Origin of the sequence: Bacillus sp. JAS24-2, from assembly GCF_008274905.1 — a bacterium.
Taxonomy (GTDB): Bacteria; Bacillota; Bacilli; order Bacillales; family Bacillaceae_G; genus Bacillus_A; species Bacillus_A cereus.
In genome coordinates, this window is sequence record NZ_CP031069.1 from 11,692 (window position 1) to 36,574 (window position 24,883).

Here is a 24,883-nt window from a genome sequence, read left to right on the forward strand (position 1 = left end):
TACATATACTGAATATTTATCAATATAATTCAATAACTTATTACGTTCAGAAATAAGGCGATTTTCAAATAATAAATTCAAGTTCACTGTGACGTTCCATTGCTAAATTATATTTTATAGACGATGATCTTTTTGGAAATTCAGGTGAAAATGATCAGCATCATTATATACACCAAATTCATAACCTTTTTCTTTATAAAACTTTATAATTTCTGGAAGCACTGCTAATGTTTGAGGTTTTTCATGCATTAAAACTACTTCAACATCCTCTGTTGTAGATTTTTTTACATTTTCTATAATTTCATTTGGATTATTCTTTAATTTCCAATCATAGGAGTCAATTGTCCAATCCCATACTTTTATTCCAGCTTCTACAATTTGATTACGAACTTCTTCACTCTTCAGCCCTGGTGCTGATCCATATGGTGGACGTACTAACTTAGGGTTTGTACCTGTAATCTCTTTGATAAGGGATAATGTTTCTTTCATTTCTGGAACAAATTGTCCATTCTTGTATAATTTATCACTATTATGCGTCATACTATGTGCACCGATATAGTGTCCTTCTTTTACCGCTCGCTTTACATTTTCCTGATAACTTGCATTTTGTAAATTACTTCCCTGCATGAAAAATGTTGCTTTTACATCGTTTTCTTTAAGTACATCTAAAAATTTTCCAGTTAAAGTACTAGGACCATCATCAAATGTTAAATAAACAACTTTTCCTACAGGTTTTCCATCTGCTCTTTTTTCTCTTTGTGGTTTTGTATTTTCTATCTCTTTAGATTGTGACATTATACTTTGGTTATTTTTCCCCTCTTGGTTTGCTCCTTTTGCGGGAGTGGAGTCAAACTTACCTATTATAAAGAACATAAGAAAAGAAGTTGTTAATAGTATCATTATCGTTAGGAACACTCCCCGCATTCCACTATTTTTATTACTGTTTTCCGACATCGTTATCTATCCTTTCTCTATTATATATACGTAAAAAGCAGGAGGTTAATTGTAAGATTCAATATTAGGACCACGCTTTGTACAAAAAATAGATTACTAAAAAGAGATAAAGATAAAATGCAGATTATGTCGAAATTAGTTAAAGAATATTGAAATTCAACATAAAATCTTATAGAAGTTTATCATTCAATAAAAAAACGAAGTCATTTGATACTTGGTTTAAAGCCTCAAGACCTGTTATGGGGATTTCATCAGCGATAGAAGCTATGCACACATTCAAAAAAAGGGCAGATTTTTCTGAAAGGTCTGCCCCCAAAAAAATCCATTCATAAATTAACTAGATTAGCTTCATCAGCTAGCAAATTAAAGGAAATTAACATGTTGTGTTTCTATTAAATATTTTTTATATTAAAATTGTTAAAAAGAAAGTTTCATTTAGCCAGGCAGAAGTCCAAGCTGATTAAAACATTTAGTGACCACTGTTTTTTATTAGGATAGAAAAATAAAAAAGAAAACAGCACCTCGCCATTAAATTAGAGAGTGCTGTTTGGGTGTAAATCATATTTAATTGTGAAACAGATTTGTCGTGGTAGTTTTAATTATCAATTTCCATTCGAATTTACATAGATATTATTTGGAGCGGGTATAATTTATCGTAATATTTTTGTCTTAGCTGGTTGAGGGGCGCTAAAAAAACGATCAAAACGTCGCATCATTGCTTCGAGCGGACCAGCAGGAAGTTTTACAATTATTCCTCCAACTACCAGTGTGACAGTTGCAACAAGTACATCCCCGAACGGAAATTCCAGACTATACTGCTGTATCCCTATCAGCTGAAGCCCCCACAATACCACAAACTGAGCTGCATACATTGTTAATGCTACGCGGCCAACCTTTTCGAAAGGCATCAATACAACGGAAAACCTCCTCGGTACAAGACATACAAGCCCGAGCACAAGAAATGCAGCCCCAAGCCCTGTCAGTGTTTGAAATGTTGATGCACTGTGTGCATTTGTCCAAAGAAGAGTATGCCACATTGGAGATTGGGCATTCAATGGCCAAATTGAATTTGGATCAGGCTGAGTACTAACGGAACCTTGAACGCTTATGATCCACCCCTCAAAGGATCGACTGAGATCCGGAAGGACAAAAATAGCCAACAACTTACTTATGATCAGTATAATCAAACCATTGCACATGAGTAGAAATGCAGGGCGCCGCTTTGTTAAGTCAATTCGCCCAATGACCATGCCTATGACAAAAGCGGGTGCTAGTGCTACCCCAGACATAGGGCCGCCTCCTATATCTCTAAGAAGATATGAGTTCGACAAAAGACTTTCTCCAATTATCATTAGAGGTGGACTCGCAACAATTAGAGCACTTGCTGTTATAATGAGTGTACGTGTTGAACGATTAACCAGAACTAGTGCCAGTACGAACAGTGCTGCATAGGCAGGTAAGATCACACCGACATGGGTGTTAAGCATAATAAGAAGATACCCAATTATATCGATAAACACCGCACGTGCGAGCATTCTAGATCGGAACGTAGTGGCCCCATGCCCTCTTTCTTTCGTACGTCGAGCCATAATGGAGTAAGAAATCCCTCCACAAAGTATAAATAACAATGTAGTGTTACCAGATACGATTGAAGCATTCATATCATTTAGGGCAAAGTGCTGTATAAACATTCCTATTACAGCTAAGCCACGAACTGCATCAAGTACTACTAGACGCCCAGTCTTCTGAGAATTCCTTTGTTCTTGTTTAGGACCTTCCTCAAAATCCAAGCTCTTAACCTTATTGTTTACTTCTGGTTCAGATTCTTTGACGAACTCGTCCAAAATTTCAATCCTTTTCTCATTAACTTTTTCCGACATTTTTTCTATCCCTTCTCTATTATTTATATGTGAAAAACAGGGTTTAATTGCTAGATTTACTATCGTTAACCCTCTTTGTACAAAAAAGAGATTACTAGAAATAAATAAAGATAAAATGCAGATTATATCAAAATAACTTAAAGAATATCGAGGAATAACACAACATCATATACATGATGTTGTGTTATTCAAATTATGAGTGCTATTCATTTTCTTTCTTCCTAATTTTTAATATGCACATATAAAAGAGATTTCCTCCGGCAATACATAATAAATTCATTTTATCTTTATCTTATCTTTACTTGCCTATGCTACTATTTTCACCTAGAAGGAACAGGTGAGAGAATACATGAAGAGTAAAAAAATGTTAGTATTCTTCTTTGGTAGTATTGTTATTCTCATATCACTCATCGGATTATTTTCTGGTAATCTATTGAGCGATATTAACCAAAAGCAGAGCTACGCTATAGAAGAACGTTTATTGCAATTTAAACCAATTATTGAAAAGGAGTTAGAAAAATATAATTTAGGTGACAAAACAACAACCTTATTAGGAATCATATATCAAGAAAGTAGAGGTGAAGGTAAAGATCCAATGCAGTCTTCTGAATCACTTGAATTAAAGCGAAATGAAATTCAAGATGTTAACTTAAGCATTGAGCAAGGTGTAAAACACTTCGCCCAAATGTATCAATATGGAATAGAGAAAGATGTTGGAATGGATACTATCATTCAAAGCTATAATATGGGCCCAAAATATATTGAATTTATTGCAGGTCAACAAAGTAAAAAACATTCAGAAAAGCTAGCTAAAGAATTTTCTAAAATGAAAGTCGATCAAAATCCAGATCTGTATACCTGTGGCGATAATAAAAAAAATTTTAGATATCCATATTGTTATGGTGATTTTACGTACGCAACAAAAGTAAAAGAAAAAACAAAGCTTATTGAAGACTTTTTACAAAAAAAAGAGCTGGCATATGATGCTGATTAACAATAAATTCAAATAAAAAAGCGAGTAGAAAATTCTTTCTACTCGCTTTTTTTATTTAAATAGAAGAAGAATAATACACCATCTTTTGTATTACATACACCATATTCTACACCATGTAGTTCTAAAATATTTTTAGATATAGCCAGTCCTAAACCGGTACCTCCTTTTGAACGTTGGCGAGCAGTATCTGCACGATAAAATCTGTCCCATACCTTCTCTAGTTGTTCCTTTGGAATATGAGCATCTTTATTTTCTACACATACCTTTACACGATAATTTTCTTGTATTGTAGAAATCAAAATTTTTTCTTTTTCTGGTGTATAACGAATGGCATTTGTAATAAAATTCGTAAGTACCTGTTCAATTCGATGTCGATTAGCAACAACCTCAACGTTAGAAAGACATTGATAAACTTGTAATTCCTTTTTTGTTATTTCTAAAGATAACTGATTACAAATCTGTTCGATTAATTGATCAATAAAGAAAACATCCATATCCATCTTATATGTTCCAGATTCAAATTTTGCCAAATGAAGCATATCAACAATCAATACATCCATCTTATCTACTTCTTTTGCCATTGCTTCAAAATAATAATCTCTTTTATGGCTCGCGACACCATCTTTTAAAATTGAAATGCAACTTTTCATAATACTTAAAGGTGTTTTTAACTCATGGGATACACCTGCAATAAATTCCTTACGTGTATTCTCCAATTGTTTTTCTTTCTCTATGTCTTTTTGCAATTGATTAATATGCAAATGTAATGTATTCGAAAGTGTATTAATATTTTTAGATAAATCACCAATCTCATCTTTTGATGTAATTGGAATTTTTTCCGAAAAGTCCAAGTTCGCAATCCTTTTTGTTACATTGTTGATTTGTAATAAAGGTTTTGCAATTTGTTTGGAATAATAAAAAGAAGCTAGAAAAGTAAGAAGTACTACAAATGCAAAAATGTATACATAGTAATCTTCCACCATTTGTACAGCCTCATCAACTGGTTGTAGGGATGCCATTAAGAAAATATATGTTGTTGCTCCATCTTTTTCTTTTAGCGGTGATATTAATACTTTATATTTTATGTCATTTTTCTTATAATCAAGCATTTGGAAAGAACCATGATGATTTTTACGTTCATCGAATAATAAATTCATTTGAAATTCTCTTATATTTTTCATAAATAATTCATTTGTATAAATTGTAGTTGTTTTCTCGTTTCCATCAGGTATTTTAATTTTAGTAATTTCCCCATTAAAGAAAACTGTAGGAGTATGGTTTTTATCAATCTCATTAGGTTCTTTACTTGAAAACATTGATGATTTCTCTTTCATTTGAGCCTCATTTAATCTTACTTTTTCTTCTGAAAGAATTTCATCTACTTTTATTGATATTTGCTTATTTTGCCAAAGCAATCCACTTCTCTCTCTTCCCAACTCATAAGGAACCATATTAGAATTTTTATTTATTCCATAACCATATACTCTTGCTCCTACTGGTAATTTTTCGCTTGAAATATCTTCTAAACTTATTAGATTGTATAAAGGGATTGTGAGCACCTTATTAACTAAATCTTTCTCATCAGAATTATCCACTTTCACTTCTACATAAAAATCATTTGTATATTTTAAATTGGCATTACTATCTAATATTGTAATTAATGCATTATTTTCTTGATAAAATTCTTGTTCTAGCTTTTGAATAGCTTGTACATTACCTTCACTATTCAAGTATTTTTTTTCGAAAGATTTCATACTTGTTTTCATATCATTTATTTTTCTATTCGCATAATACTGTTTAAAGAATATTGTTTGTCCAATAAAAATGGTTGCTAAAATTAACATGCATAAAGCTGTTGTTAATACAAATAATTTTAAAACAATTCCTTTTTTCATATGTCTCCCTCAAATTTATAGCCAGCTCTTACCACTGTTACAATATGATTTGCCTTTTTCCCCAATTTATGACGTAAATTTCGAATATGACTATTTATGGTTCGATCATCCCCAGCAAATTCATAACCCCATATTTTAGTGATCAGTTGTTCTCTCGTAATAACAATCCCCTGATTTTGCATTAAATATGTTAATATTTCAAACTCCGTGTGTGTCAAATTTATAGCTTCCTTATCTATAGTTACGTTACGTGAAGGAAAATGTATATAAATACCACTACTCATTAATATATCTTCATTAGTTACGCTAATGACAGAGGAATATCGACTTTCAATTAATCGCTTTGCTCTTGCTAATAAAATTGGTGGACTGTATGGCTTTGTAACATAATCATCCGCTCCTAATTCAAATCCAAGTAATGTATCATCTTCATCTACACGTGCTGTAAGCATAATAATGGGCACATTAGATGTCTTACGAATCCGTCTACAAACTGACCAACCATCTAATTCTGGCAACATAATATCTAGAATAATTAAATGAACCTCATGTTCTTCAAATATAGATAATGCTTCTTTTCCATCAGTTGCCTCTAATACCTCATATCCATCATTTAGTAAATAATCTTTTACAATTTCACGTAAAATATCTTCATCTTCCACAATTAAAATGTTTCTTTGCATGTATTATCTCCCTCATTAATTAATTGATCTTTGTAGAAAGAATTATCCTTCTATTTTTAGCTAATATGGATTTTTTCACTATCTCTATTACGAATATATTTAGCGTAATCATATACAGATATTACTATATTAATGTAAAGATAAAGTGCAGAAAAGGGCTTAAAATCTATTCAAATAATGAAAGCATCCCTATCTAATTCAAAATTTGGATGTTCTAGAAAATAAATTTTCTGCTAACTTTTAACAAATTTTTTTCTGCATGCAATACATAATATTGGCTTGATGGCATGGAAACCATTAGCGAATTAATTATCAAAATTTTTTTGAATCCGTTTATGTAAAAATCACTTCCACCATGATAAGTGCTACATTTAAATAAAATCAAAATTTATATTAAATAGCTTTTATATTTTGCTTATTTTTTTAGGATATACTAGCTTCTCCTACGAAAGTTAATTTTTATATATTCTATGAATTATTTAATAGGTATTATATAAGCTGAATCTGAATTATTCACTATCTATCAAAAATTAAAGTGGGTGCTCCTCAGTTCCACAACTAAGTAAACTGTCGTCTCCCAAAGCGTTACTTTGGGTTATTCCCCGCCCTTAGAAGTCCAACACTAGGATGCTCTCTTGGTACGCTTCTATTTTACCTAGGAACCGCCTAGCGTAGTTTTCGCACCCTATTTCTTCCTACAACCCCATATCTAACTCCCACCTAAAGTTAGGCTATCGACCTTTTCATTTTTTAGGTAGGACTCTTCTAGCTAAAATAATAGAATTCAAAAGAGGTTGTTGACTTCCTCTAATGATGTAACTAAAATGGTTACATTGAGGTGGTGTTAAATTATGAAAATTAGTAGTCGTTTTACAATTGCAGTGCATATTCTATGCTTATTAAAAAATGATCCATCATACCTTTGTAGCTCAAGCTTTTTAGCGAAAAGTGTAAATTGTAATCCAGTAGTAATTCGTAGGTTATTATTATACTTAAAAAAAGCAGGAATTGTTCACGTTACACAAGGAAAAAATGGAACCTATTTATTTAAAGAACCTAAATTTATTACTTTATTAGATGTATATCGTGCAGTAGAAGTTGTTGAGAAAAATAAATTATTCTCTTTTCATGAAAATCCTAATCCAAGGTGTCCTGTTGGTGCACGTATACATATGGTTTTAGAACTAATTCTTATTCAATCCCAGGAAAAAATGGAAGAATTCCTCCAAAATGTTACTATGCAGCAAGTAGTTTCGTTACTAAACATTCAATCTGATCTTGTTGCTGAAAATATAAATTAAAACTTATTTGAAACTCCCCTATATAATTATATTTACATGCTTTTTCTTAATATTTTCTAATACTTGTTTAATGGTTTGTGCTCTATACCTTTTCACCTTATACCTCTTTAACAATTAAAATCGAATTAGAAAAAAGCACCATTCAAAAGGTGCTTTTTTCTAACTCAATCTAAATAATTAACTTTATTTTTTTTAAACATATTATTAGTTATCTCACTTGGAATCCCTAAAGTAATATCCGAAAAACTCATAATCCTTTACACAAAATGTATTTTAAATTTTTATTGAATTAATCTGAAGCATCAATTTTTAACTACCAGACTTTGAAATCATTTTTTTCCATAAGGGAAATACCTTTTTGAAAACTTCTACTATTGATGGATCAAATTGTGTACCAGATCCTTCTACAATACGTTTATAAGCTTCTTCAGGCGATAGAGCTGAACGATATGCTCTTGATGAAGTCATTGCGTCGAATGCGTCTGCTATCCCAACAATTCTTGCACATAACGGTATTTGATTTCCTCTTAATTTTTGAGGATAACCATTTCCATCCCATCTTTCATGATGAGAAAGAATTATAGCTTCACTGCCTTTTATTAAGGATATATTTTTGAAAACTTCTAATCCTAATTGTGGGTGTGTCTTAATAATATTATACTCTTCTTCAGTAAGGGAAGAGGCTTTATTTAATACTTCATCAGGAATACCTATTTTACCTATATCATGTAATAAACAAATAAAATGAAATTTTTTCAAATAATTATCATCATATTTATTTGTTTCTTTTGCAAGCATAGTAGCATAATTTGCTACACGTTCACTGTGTCCTTTCGTATATGGATCCTTTAATTCCATTATTCTCATTACCGATAAAGCTGTTTCTTTCATTTGTTTTTCATAAGAAGATTTTATTTTTTGTACTAAAAATTTTAATGAAAGAAATACAAAAAATGACGTAATAATGATTGTTATAAACAATAATACTAATTTTATTGGATAGTTGACGTGAAAATAATAAATAGCGATTAGAAATCTACATATCATACAAATAGAGACCCATAGGAGAAAACGAATACTTAAAAATAAAGGTGAAGAAATTACTAAGAAGCACTCTAGATAAGGCACGTGTAAAGAAGTATTTGGGCTACGTGTAAATATAAAATCATAGGTAAGAAGATAAATGATACTAACACCAAGAAAAATGTATTTTGTTAAAACTTGTTTATTTATTTTTTGTAAATATTTATTATATAAAATACATGAAATGAAAATAATTAAAAATCCTAGTTCAAATAAAAATTTCTGTAGTGAAAAATTTTTTCCAAGAATCAAGTAATGATAAATATTATCAAATAAAAGAATAATACAAGGAAAAAATAAAAACATTTTTATAGGTTCCTTGGTTTCAATATTTTTAATACCTTTAATCATTGTAAACACCACCAACCGTTTATTAATAATAATATAACTTTATGTAAATATTATATTATTTAGAATAACCAAATATCGATTCTATTGCAAAAAAACTATCCTTTCTGTATATAACAACAATAATATAAATTATTTACTATATACAAAAAAATCATCTAAACTTGATGGCTATGTAGAAATGCCAGGAAAATGTATTTATCCTGCCGCTACTTCAATCCTTATACAAGTTATTGATATAGAAGATTTGTAAGTATCAAATTTGTTAAAGAATTATAAGTTAGCAAAAGCAATTAGTAAGATATCATGGTCACAGCTTCAAACTATATTGGAATATAATTTAAATAAATCACTGGTGTATCGAAAACATTTACCCCCAGCCAATTATATTTTTGATGTGGCTTTCAAAACAAAAACGTTAAAAATTTAAACTTCCGTAAATAGGACTGCCCTTTTTGTCCTACATATCATGATAAGGGCTATTAACAAGAAGGATGAAGCGAGTAGGCTTCTAATTGCAAGAACTGCGACGATAGTCTTATAAATTAGAATTCGATAGAACTCTTTACTTAGGAATCCCCCACTTCTAAATGAAGTGGGGGTGGTTCAAGAACTAATTCTTCCAAAAAAGGACCTACTAAGATTTTTATCAAAAGTTATTTTCATACTATTGTTTTCGAAGCTTTAGCATGAAAATAACTTTCTTTGACAATGACTGTCGATTTCTTAAATTCAACGAACTCATAAAAAAAACACCTCCTTATTTCACATCTATTATGCAAAATAGGGAGATGTTCTCATATTTCTTTAATGGATTTACTGTTGGTTCTATACTATTTTTCGTTTACATTATTAAGAGAAATTGGCATTTTACTTAGTTCTTGTGGATAAATTTAATTCTTAGATTATCCCCAGACCCATTGATCATCTTGTTGAGTTGGAGTTTTTGTCACATCAATTTTTTGAATGTTATTCTCTATATGATATCCCCAAGCATTTATAAATAACTTGTCGTATGCATCTACTTTAACCGTATCGCCTATATTAAATCTTTGTCCTTCTGTTAAGTAAACTGTTAAAACAAAATCCTTACCATTTTCATCAGAAGCTGTTACAGTTACATAGTCTATTAAATTACCTGAATCTAAAGTTTTATCTACCTTTGTGATTTTACCAACTACGTGGTCTAACTCCCCATCTTTTGCGAAATAAACTCCTGATTTCAATGTTTTATTACTATTTACCAGCTCTATGTTATCTTGAACAGTTGCACCTGCATTCAGGTTGCCACGCCCTAAAGCAAATTCCATATTAATTTTAACTTGATCCCCTAGCTTAAATTTTTGTCCTTGAGTTAAACGAATTTCAATATCTTCTTCTTGACCGTATTCATTAATATAAGGAACCATTACGTAGTTAATTGAGTCGTTAAATCTCTTCCCAATTTCTCTAACTTCACCTGTTACATAACCATTTACTTGATGATTTAAAATATGGTTATTCTGAATTTTGATAACAGACTCGGGAACCATACTATCACCAAATGAACGCCATATCGATCCAGTAACTTTTACAATATCCCCAACTTTTACATTGGGGTTTAATTGAGTTGTATTGACTGTTAAACTATTAGGATTATCCATATTTTCATTAAACCCTTTTGCTTCAATCTCAAAAGAATTTGCTTCTACCTTTAAAACGCGCCCTTCAATTGACTGCAGATTTGATTCAACTGCCGCACTCGCTTTTATTGTTTCCAATCCTGGTAAATTTGTGCCTGCAAGAGCAGCAATTCCTAATGCACCTGCTAAAATAACTTTTTTCATACTCTATAACATCTCCATTCCAATATTTTTAGACTAATTAAATCTATATTTAAAACACCCTCGCTGTAACCATTATAGTTACAGCTATAAAAATTTTCAACTATAAATTCTTAATTATTTTTATAATCAACATAAAAAAAATCCATTCGCGTTATGAAATCCCTATACTTCTTGCTTTTAGGACCAACTTCACGAATATTCCATCCTAAATAAAAACACATTGTTAAAATGCTATTCATAACATTTTAACAATGTGTTTTTATTTTATATTTCCAATTAATTTGAAATAAAAGGTTTCTTCCCACAACCTTGCTAAGCTATGAAATATTACTTTCTCATTTCAAACCAATGTAGGAAAAAGATACCTAGTATAGAAAAGTAATCTTTACACTTACAATTAATTAACTTTAATTTTAATAAGCCGTATAAAAGCATGTATACCTCTACTTTTATACAGCCTATTTATTACATTATTACATCTTATCAATTATAACCTGTCTTTTATACCACCGACTCAGCTTCTCCTTAGCAACACCTGAAAGACGCTTAGTCTTTTGGTTGTAGAATCTTGAAAGAGTAGGTTGGGATATGCCTATCTCTTCTGAAAGCTCTCTCATTGTAATACTCTTCTTCGTATGCAAAAATACAATCTTTTCACGGATCAAAGATTCACTTTCATCCACACTTATAGGCTTACTTTCTTTCTTGGCAACAGTTGTCTCCGCTTGTATTACATTAGTATTTTTCTTTTTGGCCAAACTCTCCATTGAATTCATTAACTCTTTAGGTGGTAATATCCTAATACCTAACTGCGAATAATAATTTTTAAACCAATTCTTCTTTGTCAATTGCTCTTCATCTAAGCCATTTTCATACTCCCAATGGGAAATAACTTTTTCACGTTCTAGATCCATTAAGACATTTTCTAATTGGTCTCTAATTCTATTAGGTTTTTGATTCTGTTTAATATCCATTACTGCTAATAGCCCTTTATCCCCACCTATAGAATAAGGCCTGCTTAAATTAGAAAACATTTGTCGGATTCTCCACTGCCAAGTCAAATATCGAATTAATCTTTTATGGTATTTATGTCGATAACTATTGTATTCGAGTGCCTTTTTGGAAAGTAATGCAGTTGTACTACTTGAACCGTATAAGTAGCTTGACAAGAAACTACCTGGTTTAATTCGGCATGACTCTATTCCCATGTATTCATTTGTATTTTTATCTCTCCAAAGAACGACTGAATCTAGTACAAATAGCCTCTTTATGATCTCACGCTTGACTTCGTAATGTTTACCGGGCTCTGCACGATCATTTAAGACTACGACTTCATTTTCATCATTAAGGTATATAAAAATACTTGCTAAAGCAGCAATTCTTTTAGCAACTTTAATCTTATCTTCAGCTCGATAATATTCAACTCCATTAGCTTTCGCCTTAGGAATACTACACATTTCTAAAACTTGTTCATATGAAAAATCTATGAACTCATCTGGTGATTTGGCTTCATTCAACCATTGAATAGTGATAGAATCAAGACAATCTGCTGTTAAGTCATCCATATTACTCATAACACCATCCACAAGTGTATTCCACCGAGCTGCTTCCTCTATGTTTGTTAACCTTAAATCCTCATCTTTATGTGAAGAAAGTTGGGCTAGCCCATTACTATCCTTTGTTTCAATTGGGTATGACTTTATTTTCGTTTCTTCATCCTCTTCAAATTGATTTTTCGCAATTCCATCTCTTAGTTTATAATAAACAGCAGAGTTATTAACCTCATAATAATCATTTGTTTTTACCAGATTATCATTTTCTAACGGAATAGATTCCATTTCATTAGTACCCTTTATAGGCTTTAAAAACTCCTGATGAATAAATAAATCTATTGCTTCTTGTATTTCCTCTTTATATTGATCTATTTCTGTGAATATTTGTAATGAAGAAATTCCTCTTTTTTGCTGCTTTTCAAGCCATTGTACTAGCATTGAAAAGGAAGGAGAAAGATATGAAGAAGTTACTATCTTGCTGTTATCTTCTTTCACATCCTTATAATAAGCATTCCATTTATTCCATAATGTCTCGTCACCTTTATAAAGTGGTTCCGATATTAATAATGCATCACGAAACAATTGTAGAACATTATCCATATGTTCCCCTCCTTCTTCATTAAATTTTAAACTCTTTGTATTTCAAGTTGAAATAATATAGCTATATGAATTCCCTTATATAAAAACATGAAAAACTATCAGAATTTTCTCGCTTGCATTTTCACTATTCATGACTTTTCATCACGTAGCATTGAAGTTTCTTCTTGTATTTATTATATAAAACAACAACAATTTGTAAAACATCACTCATGTGAAGTCTATTTTTTATAACATTAGCACTGTTAAATATGGTTATGTTTATATCAATATGAAAATCTATAGCGGTGTCATGTCCCTTTCAACATAAAGATGAAAAATGTATCAATATTTTTATTGAAAATAATAAATGAAAAAATTCTTTCATAAAACTCTTCATCCTTGATATAAAAGGATTTTCTCTATCCTTTTAATATTAAACATGAAAATTCACAGCGGTATCATGTCCCTTTCTGATTTATCTTGAAAGGCTTAAAAACACCTATATATCAATGTTTTTATTACTTTTTTCATTTTATTAGTTCTATTCCCCTACATGAAAACTTATAGCGGTATCATGTCCTTTTAAAAAAAAACATGAAATGCAAAACAGCTGTATTGTGTCCCTTTTGAAAACTCTAGTTTTTGATATAATCCTTATTAAATCAACATTTCAAAGTTATTTCTATAAATTCACTATACATAAAAAGATGAAAATTCACAGCGGTATCACGTCCCTTTTTCTATAATATAAGTTCATTATAATCATTATTAAATCAAGCATAACAAAGGTTTTCATTCCTGATTCTTCACTTTCTAGAAAGGTGAAAATTCACAGCGATATCATGTCCTTTATTTTTTTTGCATATTTATGGAATGCCTTGAGGCTCTAAGCTTCAAGGCACTTTTCATCTTTTCATTTTTCCTCTTAAAGGGAGCATTTTTACTTTTTTCGATTTGTTATAATCAAAAATGGTATATTTTATAGTATTTTGGCATATATTTCTGAATTTGTAGAACGGAGGTGAAAAAGATGGGGAAATCATTTGTGGTACGTAATCAACGTAGCTTAAATGGTGTATCAACAAACGCAGTTTTAGTAACATTAAAATCTTGGCAAAAGCTTGTGGAAGCATTTGAGGAGAAGTACTACAGTTATAAAGATACATATTTAGAAGACATTCTACAGCACATGACATACGAAGATCGCATTGCTGATGTTGACGGATTTGTCGAAAAAGCCAAACCATCTTTTTCACGTCGCGCAATGTCTGCACTTGCAGAAAAAACTGGAAGAAAGCATAAATTATACGGCATTACGAATGCTGATCTTGAAGTATTCTTATATCTACATAAAAAATGCTTTACTAACGGTGTCATTCCCAATGTAACCATACATATGATGTGGGAAGATTACAAACAATATAAAGAAGAGCTTGCTTATATCCAACACTCTCAATTCTATATTGCTTTGAAAAAGTTAAGCTTACATAACATTATCTCCATTGAAAATGGAATTGATGGCCGTTACACAATTAAACTCACTCATTTTCTGAATGAGGAAACAGAAAAAGCAAATCCGTACGTATATATTAGTCCTGTTGTATTTACAAAGGCTTTCTTTAAGCTATCTGTAGCGGCTAAGAAGCTATTCTTAGATATCGCAATGCAACAACATACAGAAATAACGCTAAAGCGCTCTTTGGACAAGCAAGACGAAAGAGGAAACAAAACTCACTTTGGTGGGATGTATCGTTTCTTACATAAAAAATATCCGCATCAAATCCGTGCGGTTATCGATGAATTAACAATTACATTACCATGTACGAGTAGTCCCCTATTCAAAATTTGCAAAATGCAAAAAGGTGTAAAGCATACCAAGCGATATACAACATTATATCTATCTATCCATTCAGACTTCTTATGTACGAAAGAATCTGGAGAAGAGCAACATAGGGATCCATTTACACCAAAAGCTACCTATGCTCGAAAAGCGAAATTTATCGAAGCAGTCCTACAAGAGATGAATATCGGTGAACTGTCTGAATACATGAATAAGTTCATTCATGTATTAAAGCATACTTGTCATCGTCAAATTCGCAGTGTCATTCGTGGGCTTCGTGATATGGTTGATCGAAAAGAAGGATATCCAACGAAAATTGTATATACATTGAAGAAACTATTGCATCAGACATCTCAATATCAAATTCTTGATACAGCGGCGAAAGAAGGCATCTACCCTCTTATTGCGCAACACATACCAAAAGAGAGAAATAGTGACCGTGAGCAAGCTGTCTTTAATTTTGGTCTACATTATTCCATGTACTCTCTTCATAACATTAAGAAGATGTTTAGAAATGTACATGCACTACTGAAGCAGAAGTTTGCGGTACCAGTGACGGAAGAGTCTTATCACCGTAATTATCTAAAATACCAGGAAGAAACGTTATTTAGGAAATATGCATATGATCAGGGAGTGAATCTCCATGCATATATCGCTTTAGAAATTGAAATGCGTGAAAAACTAAAAGTTCGTGGCCATAAAGAATGCACAATTCCAAGTGATGTACGTGAGTGGTTTATAGAATCCATTGATAAACTACCACAAGAGCAGCTGCGTGTGATTGAGCTACCAAAGCAGTTTAATTTACTAGAATTTATGCGTACCTTCGAACGTTTAGTACGTGCTGGAGTAACAATAACAGCTCCAGATCAGGTGCTAACCGCAATGGAAATAAAATAATAGCAACAAGCAAGCTCTCTATTTTTGAAAAAATCGAAAGTGGAGGGCTATTCGCGTTCGGTTTATTCCCCCCTTTTTCTACTACTCTATTTATAAATACAAAATCAGAAGGACTTCATATAAAATGGAGTCTTTTTTTATGCATTTCTATACAAATCCTCTTCTACCTATAGTAGAGTCTCCACACTACACATTAAGTTTTCTTTACGTGTAGTAAAATATCCAATTTTATATCTACAAAAAATCAGAAGGATATTAATAAAAATAATGGATATGAGGACAAATATTATCAAATGTGAATACTATTTTACTAATATTGTTGGGAATACTAGTGTTATTGAATTCATCTAATAAAAATCATCAATAATAATGTGAGTTATGTTTAAATACTGAGTAATGTTAACAAATAGCTACATTATCTGAACAAAATGTGTATAACCTGAATCTAGATACTGCTCTATTTACCAAAATAAAGAAAACATGCCCTATTTTAAAGGTTGAATAAATATAATATGATTTGTATCAATTTTTTTCCGATTTCATGTAGAAACATATAATTTTCTTTCTGCTTTTTTGTAGAATTGAAAGTCTAATAATTATTAAATCTAGGGAGACATTTTCTACCATTTATGATTTTTTACGTTCTAATATCAAATTTTCCCTTGTGAGAGTAAGTCTTTTTCCCATTTTTGATAGCCTATAAAAGTTTTATCTTTATTTCTTTTTAATATATAAGATATATTTTTATAATAGATTTTATCATTACTAATATGATTGTTAATAAGATGTCAGACTTAATTGAAAATATTTGTAAAATCCGTTATAATAATGGTAATTAAACATATCATTACTCCCATGTAAAAAGACAAATCTACGAATCCTTATTAGGACGAGATTTGTCTTTTTGTCATTGAAAATAAAAAACAACATATCAAAAAGGAAAAGGGTTGTTTGTCCGTTTTCCTTTTTGATATGCCAGCAACCGAGCGTAGCAAAGGGCGGTAGCAGGTCTTTCACTTATTTTTTGTTATAATATATGATAAGAATTTAGGTGATTATAATGAACAAGGGTATTAGTATAGAAGTAGCATTAGAAGCGTTTTCTGCTTATTTAGCAGAAAATGGACGTAAACAATCTAGGATTGAACGTTATAATTACGATATTACTGGTTTTTATAAGTGACTAAGAGCAAATGAGAAGCTCCTAGATATCAAATCATGAAGTGAACTACCTAAAGAAAATTATTAGGAGTATTTCTATGCGCTAGAAAACAAGGCACAGAATATGGCCGTTCTTAAATAAATTGAACATGTCTTTAGCGATAGATACTTCAGTAGATGATTTTCACCTCTCATTAATTCCTGATCATTCACTAAGTGATAAGGGTTTTATTACCGAAGCAGAAGAAAAACTATTAAAACAAACTACCCTTTCAACAAAAGGATTAACAGAAAGACACGTTGAATATCGCCCTCTTATTATGGATAGAAACGCTTCTATAATAAATTTAGTAGTAAACTATGCGTTGTCCTTACAAGGGCTTGTATCGCTTAATATAAGCCATATACAGCTTGCTCTTTAATTGTTTCAGGAGAAAATGGAGTAACTAGGTCTGTTTCCTTAACCAAGGAAGATACAAAGCATCTTTACAAATACTATACAACTATTCCTGAACATGTAAGGCTTAGACGATTTACAGATAATCCTTTGTTTATAGCATTTAATTTTAATCAGGGAACATATCGTTGAGTTTACGAAAAAGATGCGCCAAAGGCTTTGTCTGAGGTTGCAATACAAAAGATGATACGACTTGAATTAAAACGTGAAGGGTTGAATAGACGTATCTTGGCGCAGCAAATGCGAAATACATTCATTGTTTGTCTTATTAGGCAAGGCTCTTAATTACTATTATCACGAGAGGTTTAGAAGTGTATAAACAAGCGATTAGCTGCTTATATATCTGTATTAGCCTAGATATTTTGTAATGTCAGTGAGATATCAGCAATCATAGAAGTATTTCTACTCCAACCTAGGAAGCCAAGATATCAATAGGTTTTGTACGGTTCTCTAGCAGAATCTCAGCAATTTTATTACATAATAGTGATAACGGACTATCTTTTCCCCACTTTAACCTACAAAACAACAATCTCGAGATAAATTGACTTTTTTCATTTCCTCTTTAATTTCTCTATAAGTATTCATCATTATATAACTTGCCCCTTCTTTTTTACATAGAAAAAGAGAGTCCCTTGCTATAGGAACCCTCTCTTATGCATATCCTCTATTTTTAATCAATCACAATTTCATGTATATTTAGCTTGTTTAATTTTTTATTATAGAAACTCATTCCTTTTTGAGCATGTTGAGCCATTAATCCATCTTGGACAGTAAGTGCTTCAAAATACGGATAACGAATGTTTGTAACATAACCATTCAGCTGCACGTATTGTTCTAAAATCAATGAGAACTCCGCATCTAATTTACGACAAAATTTGTGCAGTATTAAAAGGTTATGAGTTTTAGGGGCTGTTCTAATGTTTAGTGTAAGAAATCCTTTTAGAGGTTTCCCAACACATTGTTGACTATGGTAACAAATAACTGAGGCAGGGAAAGGTTTCATGTGAGCTAAGTACCTAGCAGAATCTAAATTAGATTTTGCAATGAATAGCCACTCTTCTAGATTCTCAGTATTTTTCATATAAAACTTGCCCCCTTAGTGCAATTTTGTATTCCATGGTTACATTACGGTTAGCACGTTCTTGAAACTCTTCAGGTCCATATACTAAAATATCAACTGGTGTTTCCATCACATCGTAAATACCCCAATTGATAAGATTAATCACTTCTCTTTTTCTTGATCCTACACCATCCACAATAATACAAAGATCAAAATCACTATCTTTATTTGGTGTGCCATAAGCATGAGAGCCAAAAAGGATAATTTTTTGGACAGAAGATACGGTTTCACAAATTTTTTGTACTAATAGGTTTAGCTCTCTTTGTACTTCCTCGTTAATCCAAATCACCCCTCGGAAAATAGAATTATATTGACGTTTAAGTATATTATACATGCGCTTCTCTTCTCCTTACTATTACATATTTATTTTCATATTGTGCCCTTGTTTCCCAACGGCCTCCAATGCCTAATAACATTTGTAAATCTTCTTGAAGTCTTGTTAGAACCCATCATCACAGATATCTTATTCCTTAACTTGGTGAAGGACGAAAGTCCAAAGGTAAGTGAAAGTTAAATTAGGGGTTACTTGTAATAGAATAGTTTGTTCCTCTGTAGTTGTATATGAAGCAATGTTCTGTATGTAAATACCTCTAAAGACCACCTTTCCAGTGGTCTTTAGAGGTACTCTGCAATTTAAGTTTTTTAGAAAGCTTTTGTTTTTAATAATAGTACCTTGGAGGTAGTGGCTGTGGATTAAGTTCTACAAAAGTACAAGGAGGTAGTGGTTGCGGGTTGAGCTGTACAAAATTATCCCATGACCCATATGGAATATACTGCATAGGATTTGGTGTAAATGATGTATATACCTGTAGATGACAACACGGAACTATATGCATTAATATTTCATCTCCTTCAAAATAATAATTCGTTCATGACAATTTATGTATTTTAGATTTAAGTAAAGTAGTAATACTGCCTAATTTTTAAAAATAGTTAAATCCAATTTACTAGAACAAAAATACATTCATGCAATGAGTATATAATTGGGTAAGAGGGGATATTTTATGGGATTTGAACCAAAAGAAACAGTCTTATAAATTGCTGAAGCGGATAATATCCGCTTAACTAAAACATACTTTGATCCAGGCTGGATTGTATTCAACAGTAGTACTGGGGATAAAAGTGATGTTCTTATATCTAACATTACTGGTACAGTTATGCTAAATTCTGATAAGGGTAATCAAGTTAGTTTATCATGCATCCTAAATAACAACATGACCCTCTTGGGGAAGCAGTGTGGAATACGGTTTTTCAGATTCTTTATTTAACCAAAGATGGAGGGTTCCTTACTGAATGGCGGGATATTGTATCACCTGATTGTAGGTTAAAGAACTATACTGTCACGCACACGTGGACTATTCCACGCAATATTTATGATGACTTTGGGCAAATTCGTACTTTTCTTAGTACCTCCTCAGCACCTTGGTATCCTTGTCCTAGGTAACAAAAATTATTAGTCAAATTATAAGAAATAGGATGTCTCAATTTTAAATTATTGGCTTTTATCGCTAAAAATTTAATAAACTGTCATCTAAAAAGAAACTCTAGTTTAGCCAATAATTCGTATAGGGTGCAGTTTCTATTTCATTTACAATATTTATTATACATGCTTCTCTACAGTGTAATAAAAAAGACATTGAACAAATACGTTTAATGTCTTTTTCCCTCTAATATACTTGCCTTGTTTATCTTGTATTTATATACCAAGTAACTGCTTCTTTTTGGCGTTAAACTCATCTTCTGTAATAACACCCATATCGCACAGCTCTTTGAATTTCTTTAATTCGTCTGCTGTTGATATTGGAGCAGATACTTCTTGTGGTTGAGCTTCAGTAGGTTTGCTTTTTAAAGCATCTAGAACTTGATGGATATGATTATTAATGGATTTTGCTGAATCTTTATCTAACGCAACTTTGATCTTTTCTTGCGGAGTATCAATTGTTAGAAAGCCTAACCACATCCCTATTTCAAAAGATATATCATTTATCTTTTCATGATCTACTGCTTTGAATTTTTCACCAGTCATTGTTTTTTGTCCGAACATAATGCGTTTATTAGTTATGGCGTAGGCATAATAACCATCATGCTTTGTTGTAGATTGATAATCGTGCATTCCGATATAAGTCATATGAATTTTTTCGCCATTCATCAAGTTATCTTCTAGTACCTTGAAGTGTTTTACACCCCACTTTTCATTAAAGCCAGAACCGAATTTATTATCTATACAGAATTGATACATTCCTTCAGCGCATGACAATGGATCCTCAGCAAGTTTTGCTACCCTTGCATCGATTGTAGCTTTCAATTCTTCGATAGTGTCCGTACTTACACTTACAACACCCAAGCCACCTGCTTTATGAAAGCAATCTGGGCATAGCCATGCATCAGATTTTAGTATTTTATAACGATTTAAACCAACCTTTGTATCACAAATACCACATACTGCCTTTTTAAAAAAAACCATAATTCTTCCTCCAGTTATATATATCGAATAGTAGCAAACAAACCTAACGTTCTACTAAATATTATAATTTATAAATATAAGTATAACACACCTAAAACACTATAGAGAAACAAAGCCTTAACCTTTGTTTCTCTATAGTTTAAAAGGAAAAAAGACATTGAAACCAACTGTTCAATGTCTTTTTTCTTTTTAAATGTTTGTATACTCAAAGTATAATTTTTCTGGTTTTCCATACATGTTAATTTCATTTTGATATACGACAGCTAATGGCTGAGACATCTCAATGCTTTCCACATAGGATAATGAAGCAGTTGCTTCTATTTTTTCTTTAATCTCATTAGGAATGGCTGAGTAAGATAAGTTATTCATTTTACTTCCTAGTTTAGTATCTGTAGCAGCTTCATAGTAAATTTCGGTAATTAAGACTTCATTATCATCTGGATCATACATGTATCCTCGATTAACTGTAATCATATTATATAACTCCTCTCAAGTTTCATATTCTAATTCCTTGTGCTTTTAGCATTGCAACAAGTACTTTACATATTTTGATTCCCTTGTTCTTCTTTTTCGAATGCCGTCATGAATTGATACTTATTATCTTACTTCATAGTGAAATTTTGGAATTTCCAACAATATAAAGATTTGATTTTATAGATAGTAAGTTCATAACATTTAACGTGTTAATTAATTTTTTCTTTTGAAAGTTTTAAATGATTTCCCCTATTGATAATGTTGGCTTATCTAAAGTAATTGCATGTTCATATTTCATCATAAATATCCTCTTTTCTAAATAAAAATCACGAAATATGTGCGTTTTATCCATATTTTTTTATGCTATACTCTGTAAAAATTCATATAATCTCTCCCCTAAATTAAACAAAAAGCACAAAATTTGTGCTTTCTCATTTAGCATATTTTTAGTCCTAAAGGTTTATGTATAAATGATTCCTAACTTGAAGACAACACAAAAAGGACTTCTTCAAGTCGATTAAAATGTGCATAGCAAAATAAGCTATATATACACTAATCGGCTCAAAGAAGCCCTTTCATAATTGAAACAAAAATATAACTTGTTTCTAAAACTCAACCACAACACATAGGGCGTGGGAATAGACGGAATCAATTAAACAATAAATATAGATTTATATTAAACCATTTTTATATTATATTCAATTATTTTCAATAGAACAGGGATAAGAAGGAAGTTTATATGCAGATCCCACATGTATTGTATAATAATGCCCCTGATTCCCCTGCTATAAATCCCCTCTTATATTTAGGCCCTGGTATTACTTCATGTACTGTATTTCAAAATATAGTTTTTCGGGCTTTTGATTTTGAACTAAATAACAAAGTATTTCCTTAATATTTTTTTCTTCTACTTCAACATTTTCCATATAGGTCATACTTTCGTTTTCCTGGACCTTTTCAAAAATAGCAATAGGTACTTTAACTGGATCAAATATCCCCATTTTACTGCCTAACTTTTTTTCTGATGTACCATCATAGAAAATTTCATTTACTATTACCTCATTATTATCAGGATCGTACATGTACCCTCTTTGTATACGTAGCAATATAGTACTCCTTTCTTGTATATTCCTTCAATGAAATAACTATATTTGTATATAATGTTATTTTATTAACAGGTGTCAAAGAATATTATTTCGCAAAATCCTTGCTTTGTATAGAGGTAGATACAGGATTATTAATTTTGTTAAGTTTTTTTGAATATTCCAAGCTAATTATAAAATAAACAAGCCACCCTTGAAGCGAAAGCTTGTAAGGTGGCTTAGTTTTCTATAAATAGCTTTGTATCTAATTGTTTAATCTCCCCTTCTGCAAGAGGTTGATAAAAAGCGTGTTGTAATCCTTGAAAATGTAAAGATTCCCCTATGCATAACAATACTTTACCAGGAATTAAATCAAGTAATAGTTCATTATTAATTTTCTTTGCTTGTTTTTTAGTAGAAACATAAATAACTAAGATTGTAGGGTTATTCCCTAAGTCCTGCATAATAACATCTTTTCCTGACTCTACAAAAGTCTGCCATCTAGCAAGTATTCGCTTTAATCGATCCTTTTGATCAGATAATAAGGTGGAGTATACAACAAAGTTAAATTTACGTTCTTTTCCTCCATTTACTATAAAACTTAAAGAAGGGGTAAAAACCCCTTTACTAATAGATGGATGCATAATATGACCTAAAAATGAAGGAGCGTAGCGTAAATGACAAAGTAGGTCTATGTCATGCCAATAACGTAGGTGAACATATTTACCATGATTGTCAAGACGCTCTGGGGCAAAGAAGAACATATTCCCTTGCCAGTATTTTAGTAGTTTAAATCCATTATTGGATAAGGTATATGTTTCTTCAAAGATTTCCATATCAAAAATTTCTACTTGCCATTTTTCTATAAATTGATAGTAAAGTAATCCTTGAAGTGCATTATTAATTTTCTTCCGTGAAAATTTATTCTTGAATAGATATAATAAATGATTAAACCGAACAGATGTATGAACACCAATGAAATTGAGTATAGCATATTGTTCCTCTGTTAAAAGCTGCTTAAACTTAACTAATTCGTCATAAGAGTGGAATACATAGGTTTTATCCAAATCATGTATCCGATATATTTGAAGTCCTTGTACCTCCTCACTTGATAAATGAGGAATAGAAGGAATATAAGTAGACATTTGTTTTTCTCTTGTACGCATAATCATCCATTAAAATTGGTAAATTGACGAATTAGATTTTTTACTTTGGCCTTGCGGATAATTTAGGATACGTACAGTTCCTCTTCTATTTTTAGCATCAATATTAAGCAGCTCACATGTAACAATTGTTTGGTTTATTGCGTCATCCATGGTTGGATTTGCCAGATTACGACCCTTTAGCCCTTTAAACTGAATACCTGGTGCAACTTCTACGAAAATCCCAGCAATAGCATCTACACCTACAATTTTACCTACAAAGCGGTCACGTCGTTTGTTTAATTCTAATAGTTTTTCCATTGGATCCGTTTCTAGTTTCTTTTTATTTCCTCTAAACTCATAGCGCCCATTCTTTTCCACTACTTTATCGATGATAAGCTCTACAACATCACCAATAATAATATCCGTCGAGCGGACGAATGAATGAGACCATTGCGAGTATCTTACTCCAACTGTTACACCATGAACTTCAACCAGAATAGTTTGTGCAGATGGAATATGTCCAGAAACTGTTCCTGTGTATACTTTATTCCCCTCTTGTTCTACTATTTCTTCATATAATTTTCTTTGCAGTGCAAGTTCTCCTGCCGTGATAGATACAACAGCAAAGTTCCCCTCCTCAGTTTTTTGGAAATGTTCAATAATAACAGGTTTTGTTCTACCTATCAGCCATTGAGGATTTTTAGGTATATTTATACCTGCCTCTGTAATTGGACAATATGCTGTCGTATGAGTACCAATTTGCATTGTGAGTACTTGTATCCGCTCAGATGTCCCGTTTTTAGTTGGGAATAATTTTTCAGATACTACGGTAATTAAGCCTTTCCCTACAGTACGTTCACGTTTCATACGAGCTAATTCTTCCAATTCATGTTCACGTATTCGTTCAAATTGATTGAAAGTTGTTTCTATAAAGGTTGCCTCTAGCGTGCTATCAGGTTCAAATACCATCCCTAGCTCTTTTGTAATATGAGTATTTACTTTATCTTCTACCATTATATTTTCCTCCTAGAACGTAAAAAAGGACACACCTGTACCGTTGGAATGGTACGTAAGGTGTGTCCTTCACGTAAGTCATGTTTTATTTGTATAATTATTAATTAAAATATAACGTTTTTATATGGAT

At 31.5% G+C, this 24,883-nt stretch carries 16 protein-coding genes and 4 pseudogenes; 5 read left to right on the forward strand and 15 right to left on the reverse strand.

Going from position 1 to position 24,883, the window contains the following annotated elements:
- Nucleotides 1-114: 114 nt before the first annotated feature.
- A complete protein-coding gene (locus tag DN407_RS27180; protein WP_481748648.1) occupies nucleotides 115-924 on the reverse strand; it encodes a polysaccharide deacetylase family protein in 810 nt (269 codons plus the stop codon).
- 680 nt (nucleotides 925-1,604) lie between these two features.
- On the reverse strand, nucleotides 1,605-2,834 hold the full coding sequence (locus DN407_RS27185; RefSeq protein WP_149216780.1) for a DUF418 domain-containing protein: 1,230 nt from the start codon (nucleotides 2,832-2,834) through the stop codon (nucleotides 1,605-1,607).
- Between the two features lie 349 nt (nucleotides 2,835-3,183).
- Here DN407_RS27185 and DN407_RS27190 point away from each other — a divergent pair, with 349 nt between their 5' ends.
- Nucleotides 3,184-3,828: a lysozyme family protein gene (locus DN407_RS27190; RefSeq protein ID WP_149216781.1), complete on the forward strand. Its 645-nt coding sequence runs from the start codon at nucleotides 3,184-3,186 to the stop codon at nucleotides 3,826-3,828.
- 38 nt (nucleotides 3,829-3,866) lie between these two features.
- Here DN407_RS27190 and DN407_RS27195 read toward each other — a convergent pair whose 3' ends face one another.
- Nucleotides 3,867-5,723: a sensor histidine kinase gene (locus DN407_RS27195; protein ID WP_149216782.1), complete on the reverse strand. Its 1,857-nt coding sequence runs from the start codon at nucleotides 5,721-5,723 to the stop codon at nucleotides 3,867-3,869.
- Nucleotides 5,720-6,406, reverse strand: coding sequence for a response regulator transcription factor (locus tag DN407_RS27200; RefSeq protein ID WP_149216783.1), 687 nt, complete (start codon nucleotides 6,404-6,406; stop codon nucleotides 5,720-5,722). The genes DN407_RS27195 and DN407_RS27200 overlap by 4 nt, the downstream gene beginning before the upstream one ends.
- An 851-nt stretch (nucleotides 6,407-7,257) precedes the next feature.
- On the opposite strand from DN407_RS27200, the gene DN407_RS27205 reads away from it, so the two are divergent.
- Complete coding sequence (locus tag DN407_RS27205; RefSeq protein ID WP_149216784.1) at nucleotides 7,258-7,707, forward strand: Rrf2 family transcriptional regulator; 450 nt, start codon at nucleotides 7,258-7,260, stop codon at nucleotides 7,705-7,707.
- 309 nt (nucleotides 7,708-8,016) lie between these two features.
- On the opposite strand, the gene DN407_RS27210 is transcribed toward DN407_RS27205, so the two are convergent.
- Entirely contained in the window at nucleotides 8,017-9,141 is a 1,125-nt protein-coding gene (locus DN407_RS27210; protein ID WP_149216785.1) for an HD-GYP domain-containing protein, read from the reverse strand.
- Nucleotides 9,142-9,367: 226 nt separating this feature from the next.
- Between DN407_RS27210 and DN407_RS32305 the strand changes: the two are divergent.
- Nucleotides 9,368-9,682 (forward strand): annotated as a pseudogene (locus tag DN407_RS32305) (IS200/IS605 family element RNA-guided endonuclease TnpB); the annotation flags it as partial.
- Nucleotides 9,683-10,043: 361 nt separating this feature from the next.
- Here the strand turns inward: DN407_RS32305 and DN407_RS27215 are convergent.
- The 3 genes and pseudogenes from DN407_RS27215 to DN407_RS32990 form a co-directional block, all read right to left on the reverse strand.
- Nucleotides 10,044-10,964, reverse strand: coding sequence for an ATP synthase F0F1 subunit alpha (locus DN407_RS27215; RefSeq protein WP_255446536.1), 921 nt, complete (start codon nucleotides 10,962-10,964; stop codon nucleotides 10,044-10,046).
- Between the two features lie 473 nt (nucleotides 10,965-11,437).
- A pseudogene (locus DN407_RS27220) lies at nucleotides 11,438-12,754 on the reverse strand (helix-turn-helix domain-containing protein); the annotation flags it as partial.
- A 71-nt stretch (nucleotides 12,755-12,825) separates the two neighbouring features.
- A pseudogene (locus DN407_RS32990) lies at nucleotides 12,826-13,117 on the reverse strand (XRE family transcriptional regulator); the annotation flags it as partial.
- Nucleotides 13,118-14,126: 1,009 nt separating this feature from the next.
- Here DN407_RS32990 and DN407_RS27225 point away from each other — a divergent pair.
- Nucleotides 14,127-15,836 carry a hypothetical protein gene (locus DN407_RS27225; protein WP_149216787.1) on the forward strand — a complete coding sequence of 570 codons (1,710 nt, stop codon included), beginning with the start codon at nucleotides 14,127-14,129 and terminating at the stop codon, nucleotides 15,834-15,836.
- 1,060 nt (nucleotides 15,837-16,896) lie between these two features.
- Nucleotides 16,897-17,733, forward strand: a pseudogene (locus tag DN407_RS32310) (integrase); the annotation flags it as partial.
- A 391-nt stretch (nucleotides 17,734-18,124) separates the two neighbouring features.
- On the opposite strand, the gene DN407_RS27245 reads toward DN407_RS32310, so the two are convergent.
- From DN407_RS27245 to DN407_RS27280, 7 genes are all read right to left on the reverse strand, one after another.
- Nucleotides 18,125-18,535 carry a HEPN domain-containing protein gene (locus DN407_RS27245; protein WP_149216789.1) on the reverse strand — a complete coding sequence of 137 codons (411 nt, stop codon included), beginning with the start codon at nucleotides 18,533-18,535 and terminating at the stop codon, nucleotides 18,125-18,127.
- Nucleotides 18,522-18,908, reverse strand: a complete 387-nt coding sequence (locus tag DN407_RS27250; protein ID WP_149216790.1) for a nucleotidyltransferase domain-containing protein — start codon at nucleotides 18,906-18,908, stop codon at nucleotides 18,522-18,524. The genes DN407_RS27245 and DN407_RS27250 overlap by 14 nt, the downstream gene beginning before the upstream one ends.
- Nucleotides 18,909-20,270: 1,362 nt before the next feature.
- Nucleotides 20,271-21,038, reverse strand: a complete 768-nt coding sequence (locus DN407_RS27260; RefSeq protein ID WP_000231142.1) for a PH domain-containing protein — start codon at nucleotides 21,036-21,038, stop codon at nucleotides 20,271-20,273.
- Nucleotides 21,039-21,227: 189 nt separating this feature from the next.
- Nucleotides 21,228-21,512 carry a hypothetical protein gene (locus DN407_RS27265; RefSeq protein WP_000633813.1) on the reverse strand — a complete coding sequence of 95 codons (285 nt, stop codon included), beginning with the start codon at nucleotides 21,510-21,512 and terminating at the stop codon, nucleotides 21,228-21,230.
- A gap of 818 nt (nucleotides 21,513-22,330) precedes the next feature.
- On the reverse strand, nucleotides 22,331-22,618 hold the full coding sequence (locus tag DN407_RS27270) for a hypothetical protein (protein WP_002183131.1): 288 nt from the start codon (nucleotides 22,616-22,618) through the stop codon (nucleotides 22,331-22,333).
- Between the two features lie 215 nt (nucleotides 22,619-22,833).
- Entirely contained in the window at nucleotides 22,834-23,760 is a 927-nt protein-coding gene (locus DN407_RS27275; RefSeq protein WP_179955847.1) for a hypothetical protein, read from the reverse strand.
- A gap of 9 nt (nucleotides 23,761-23,769) precedes the next feature.
- Complete coding sequence (locus DN407_RS27280) at nucleotides 23,770-24,753, reverse strand: RNA-binding protein (RefSeq protein WP_065705200.1); 984 nt, start codon at nucleotides 24,751-24,753, stop codon at nucleotides 23,770-23,772.
- Nucleotides 24,754-24,883: the final 130 nt, after the last annotated feature.

Bases quoted from the DNA above. Each gene is read 5' to 3' on its own strand.
- DN407_RS27180 (WP_481748648.1), bottom strand. From the start codon at position 924: ATGCGGGGAGTGTTCCTAACGATAATGATACTATTAACAACTTCTTTT.
- DN407_RS27185 (WP_149216780.1), bottom strand. From the start codon at position 2,834: ATGTCGGAAAAAGTTAATGAGAAAAGGATTGAAATTTTGGACGAGTTC.
- DN407_RS27190 (WP_149216781.1), top strand. From the start codon at position 3,184: ATGAAGAGTAAAAAAATGTTAGTATTCTTCTTTGGTAGTATTGTTATT.
- DN407_RS27195 (WP_149216782.1), bottom strand. From the start codon at position 5,723: ATGAAAAAAGGAATTGTTTTAAAATTATTTGTATTAACAACAGCTTTA.
- DN407_RS27200 (WP_149216783.1), bottom strand. From the start codon at position 6,406: ATGCAAAGAAACATTTTAATTGTGGAAGATGAAGATATTTTACGTGAA.
- DN407_RS27205 (WP_149216784.1), top strand. From the start codon at position 7,258: ATGAAAATTAGTAGTCGTTTTACAATTGCAGTGCATATTCTATGCTTA.
- DN407_RS27210 (WP_149216785.1), bottom strand. From the start codon at position 9,141: ATGATTAAAGGTATTAAAAATATTGAAACCAAGGAACCTATAAAAATG.
- DN407_RS27215 (WP_255446536.1), bottom strand. From the start codon at position 10,964: ATGAAAAAAGTTATTTTAGCAGGTGCATTAGGAATTGCTGCTCTTGCA.
- DN407_RS27225 (WP_149216787.1), top strand. From the start codon at position 14,127: ATGGGGAAATCATTTGTGGTACGTAATCAACGTAGCTTAAATGGTGTA.
- DN407_RS27245 (WP_149216789.1), bottom strand. From the start codon at position 18,535: ATGAAAAATACTGAGAATCTAGAAGAGTGGCTATTCATTGCAAAATCT.
- DN407_RS27250 (WP_149216790.1), bottom strand. From the start codon at position 18,908: ATGTATAATATACTTAAACGTCAATATAATTCTATTTTCCGAGGGGTG.
- DN407_RS27260 (WP_000231142.1), bottom strand. From the start codon at position 21,038: ATGGTTTTTTTTAAAAAGGCAGTATGTGGTATTTGTGATACAAAGGTT.
- DN407_RS27265 (WP_000633813.1), bottom strand. From the start codon at position 21,512: ATGATTACAGTTAATCGAGGATACATGTATGATCCAGATGATAATGAA.
- DN407_RS27275 (WP_179955847.1), bottom strand. From the start codon at position 23,760: ATGCGTACAAGAGAAAAACAAATGTCTACTTATATTCCTTCTATTCCT.
- DN407_RS27280 (WP_065705200.1), bottom strand. From the start codon at position 24,753: ATGGTAGAAGATAAAGTAAATACTCATATTACAAAAGAGCTAGGGATG.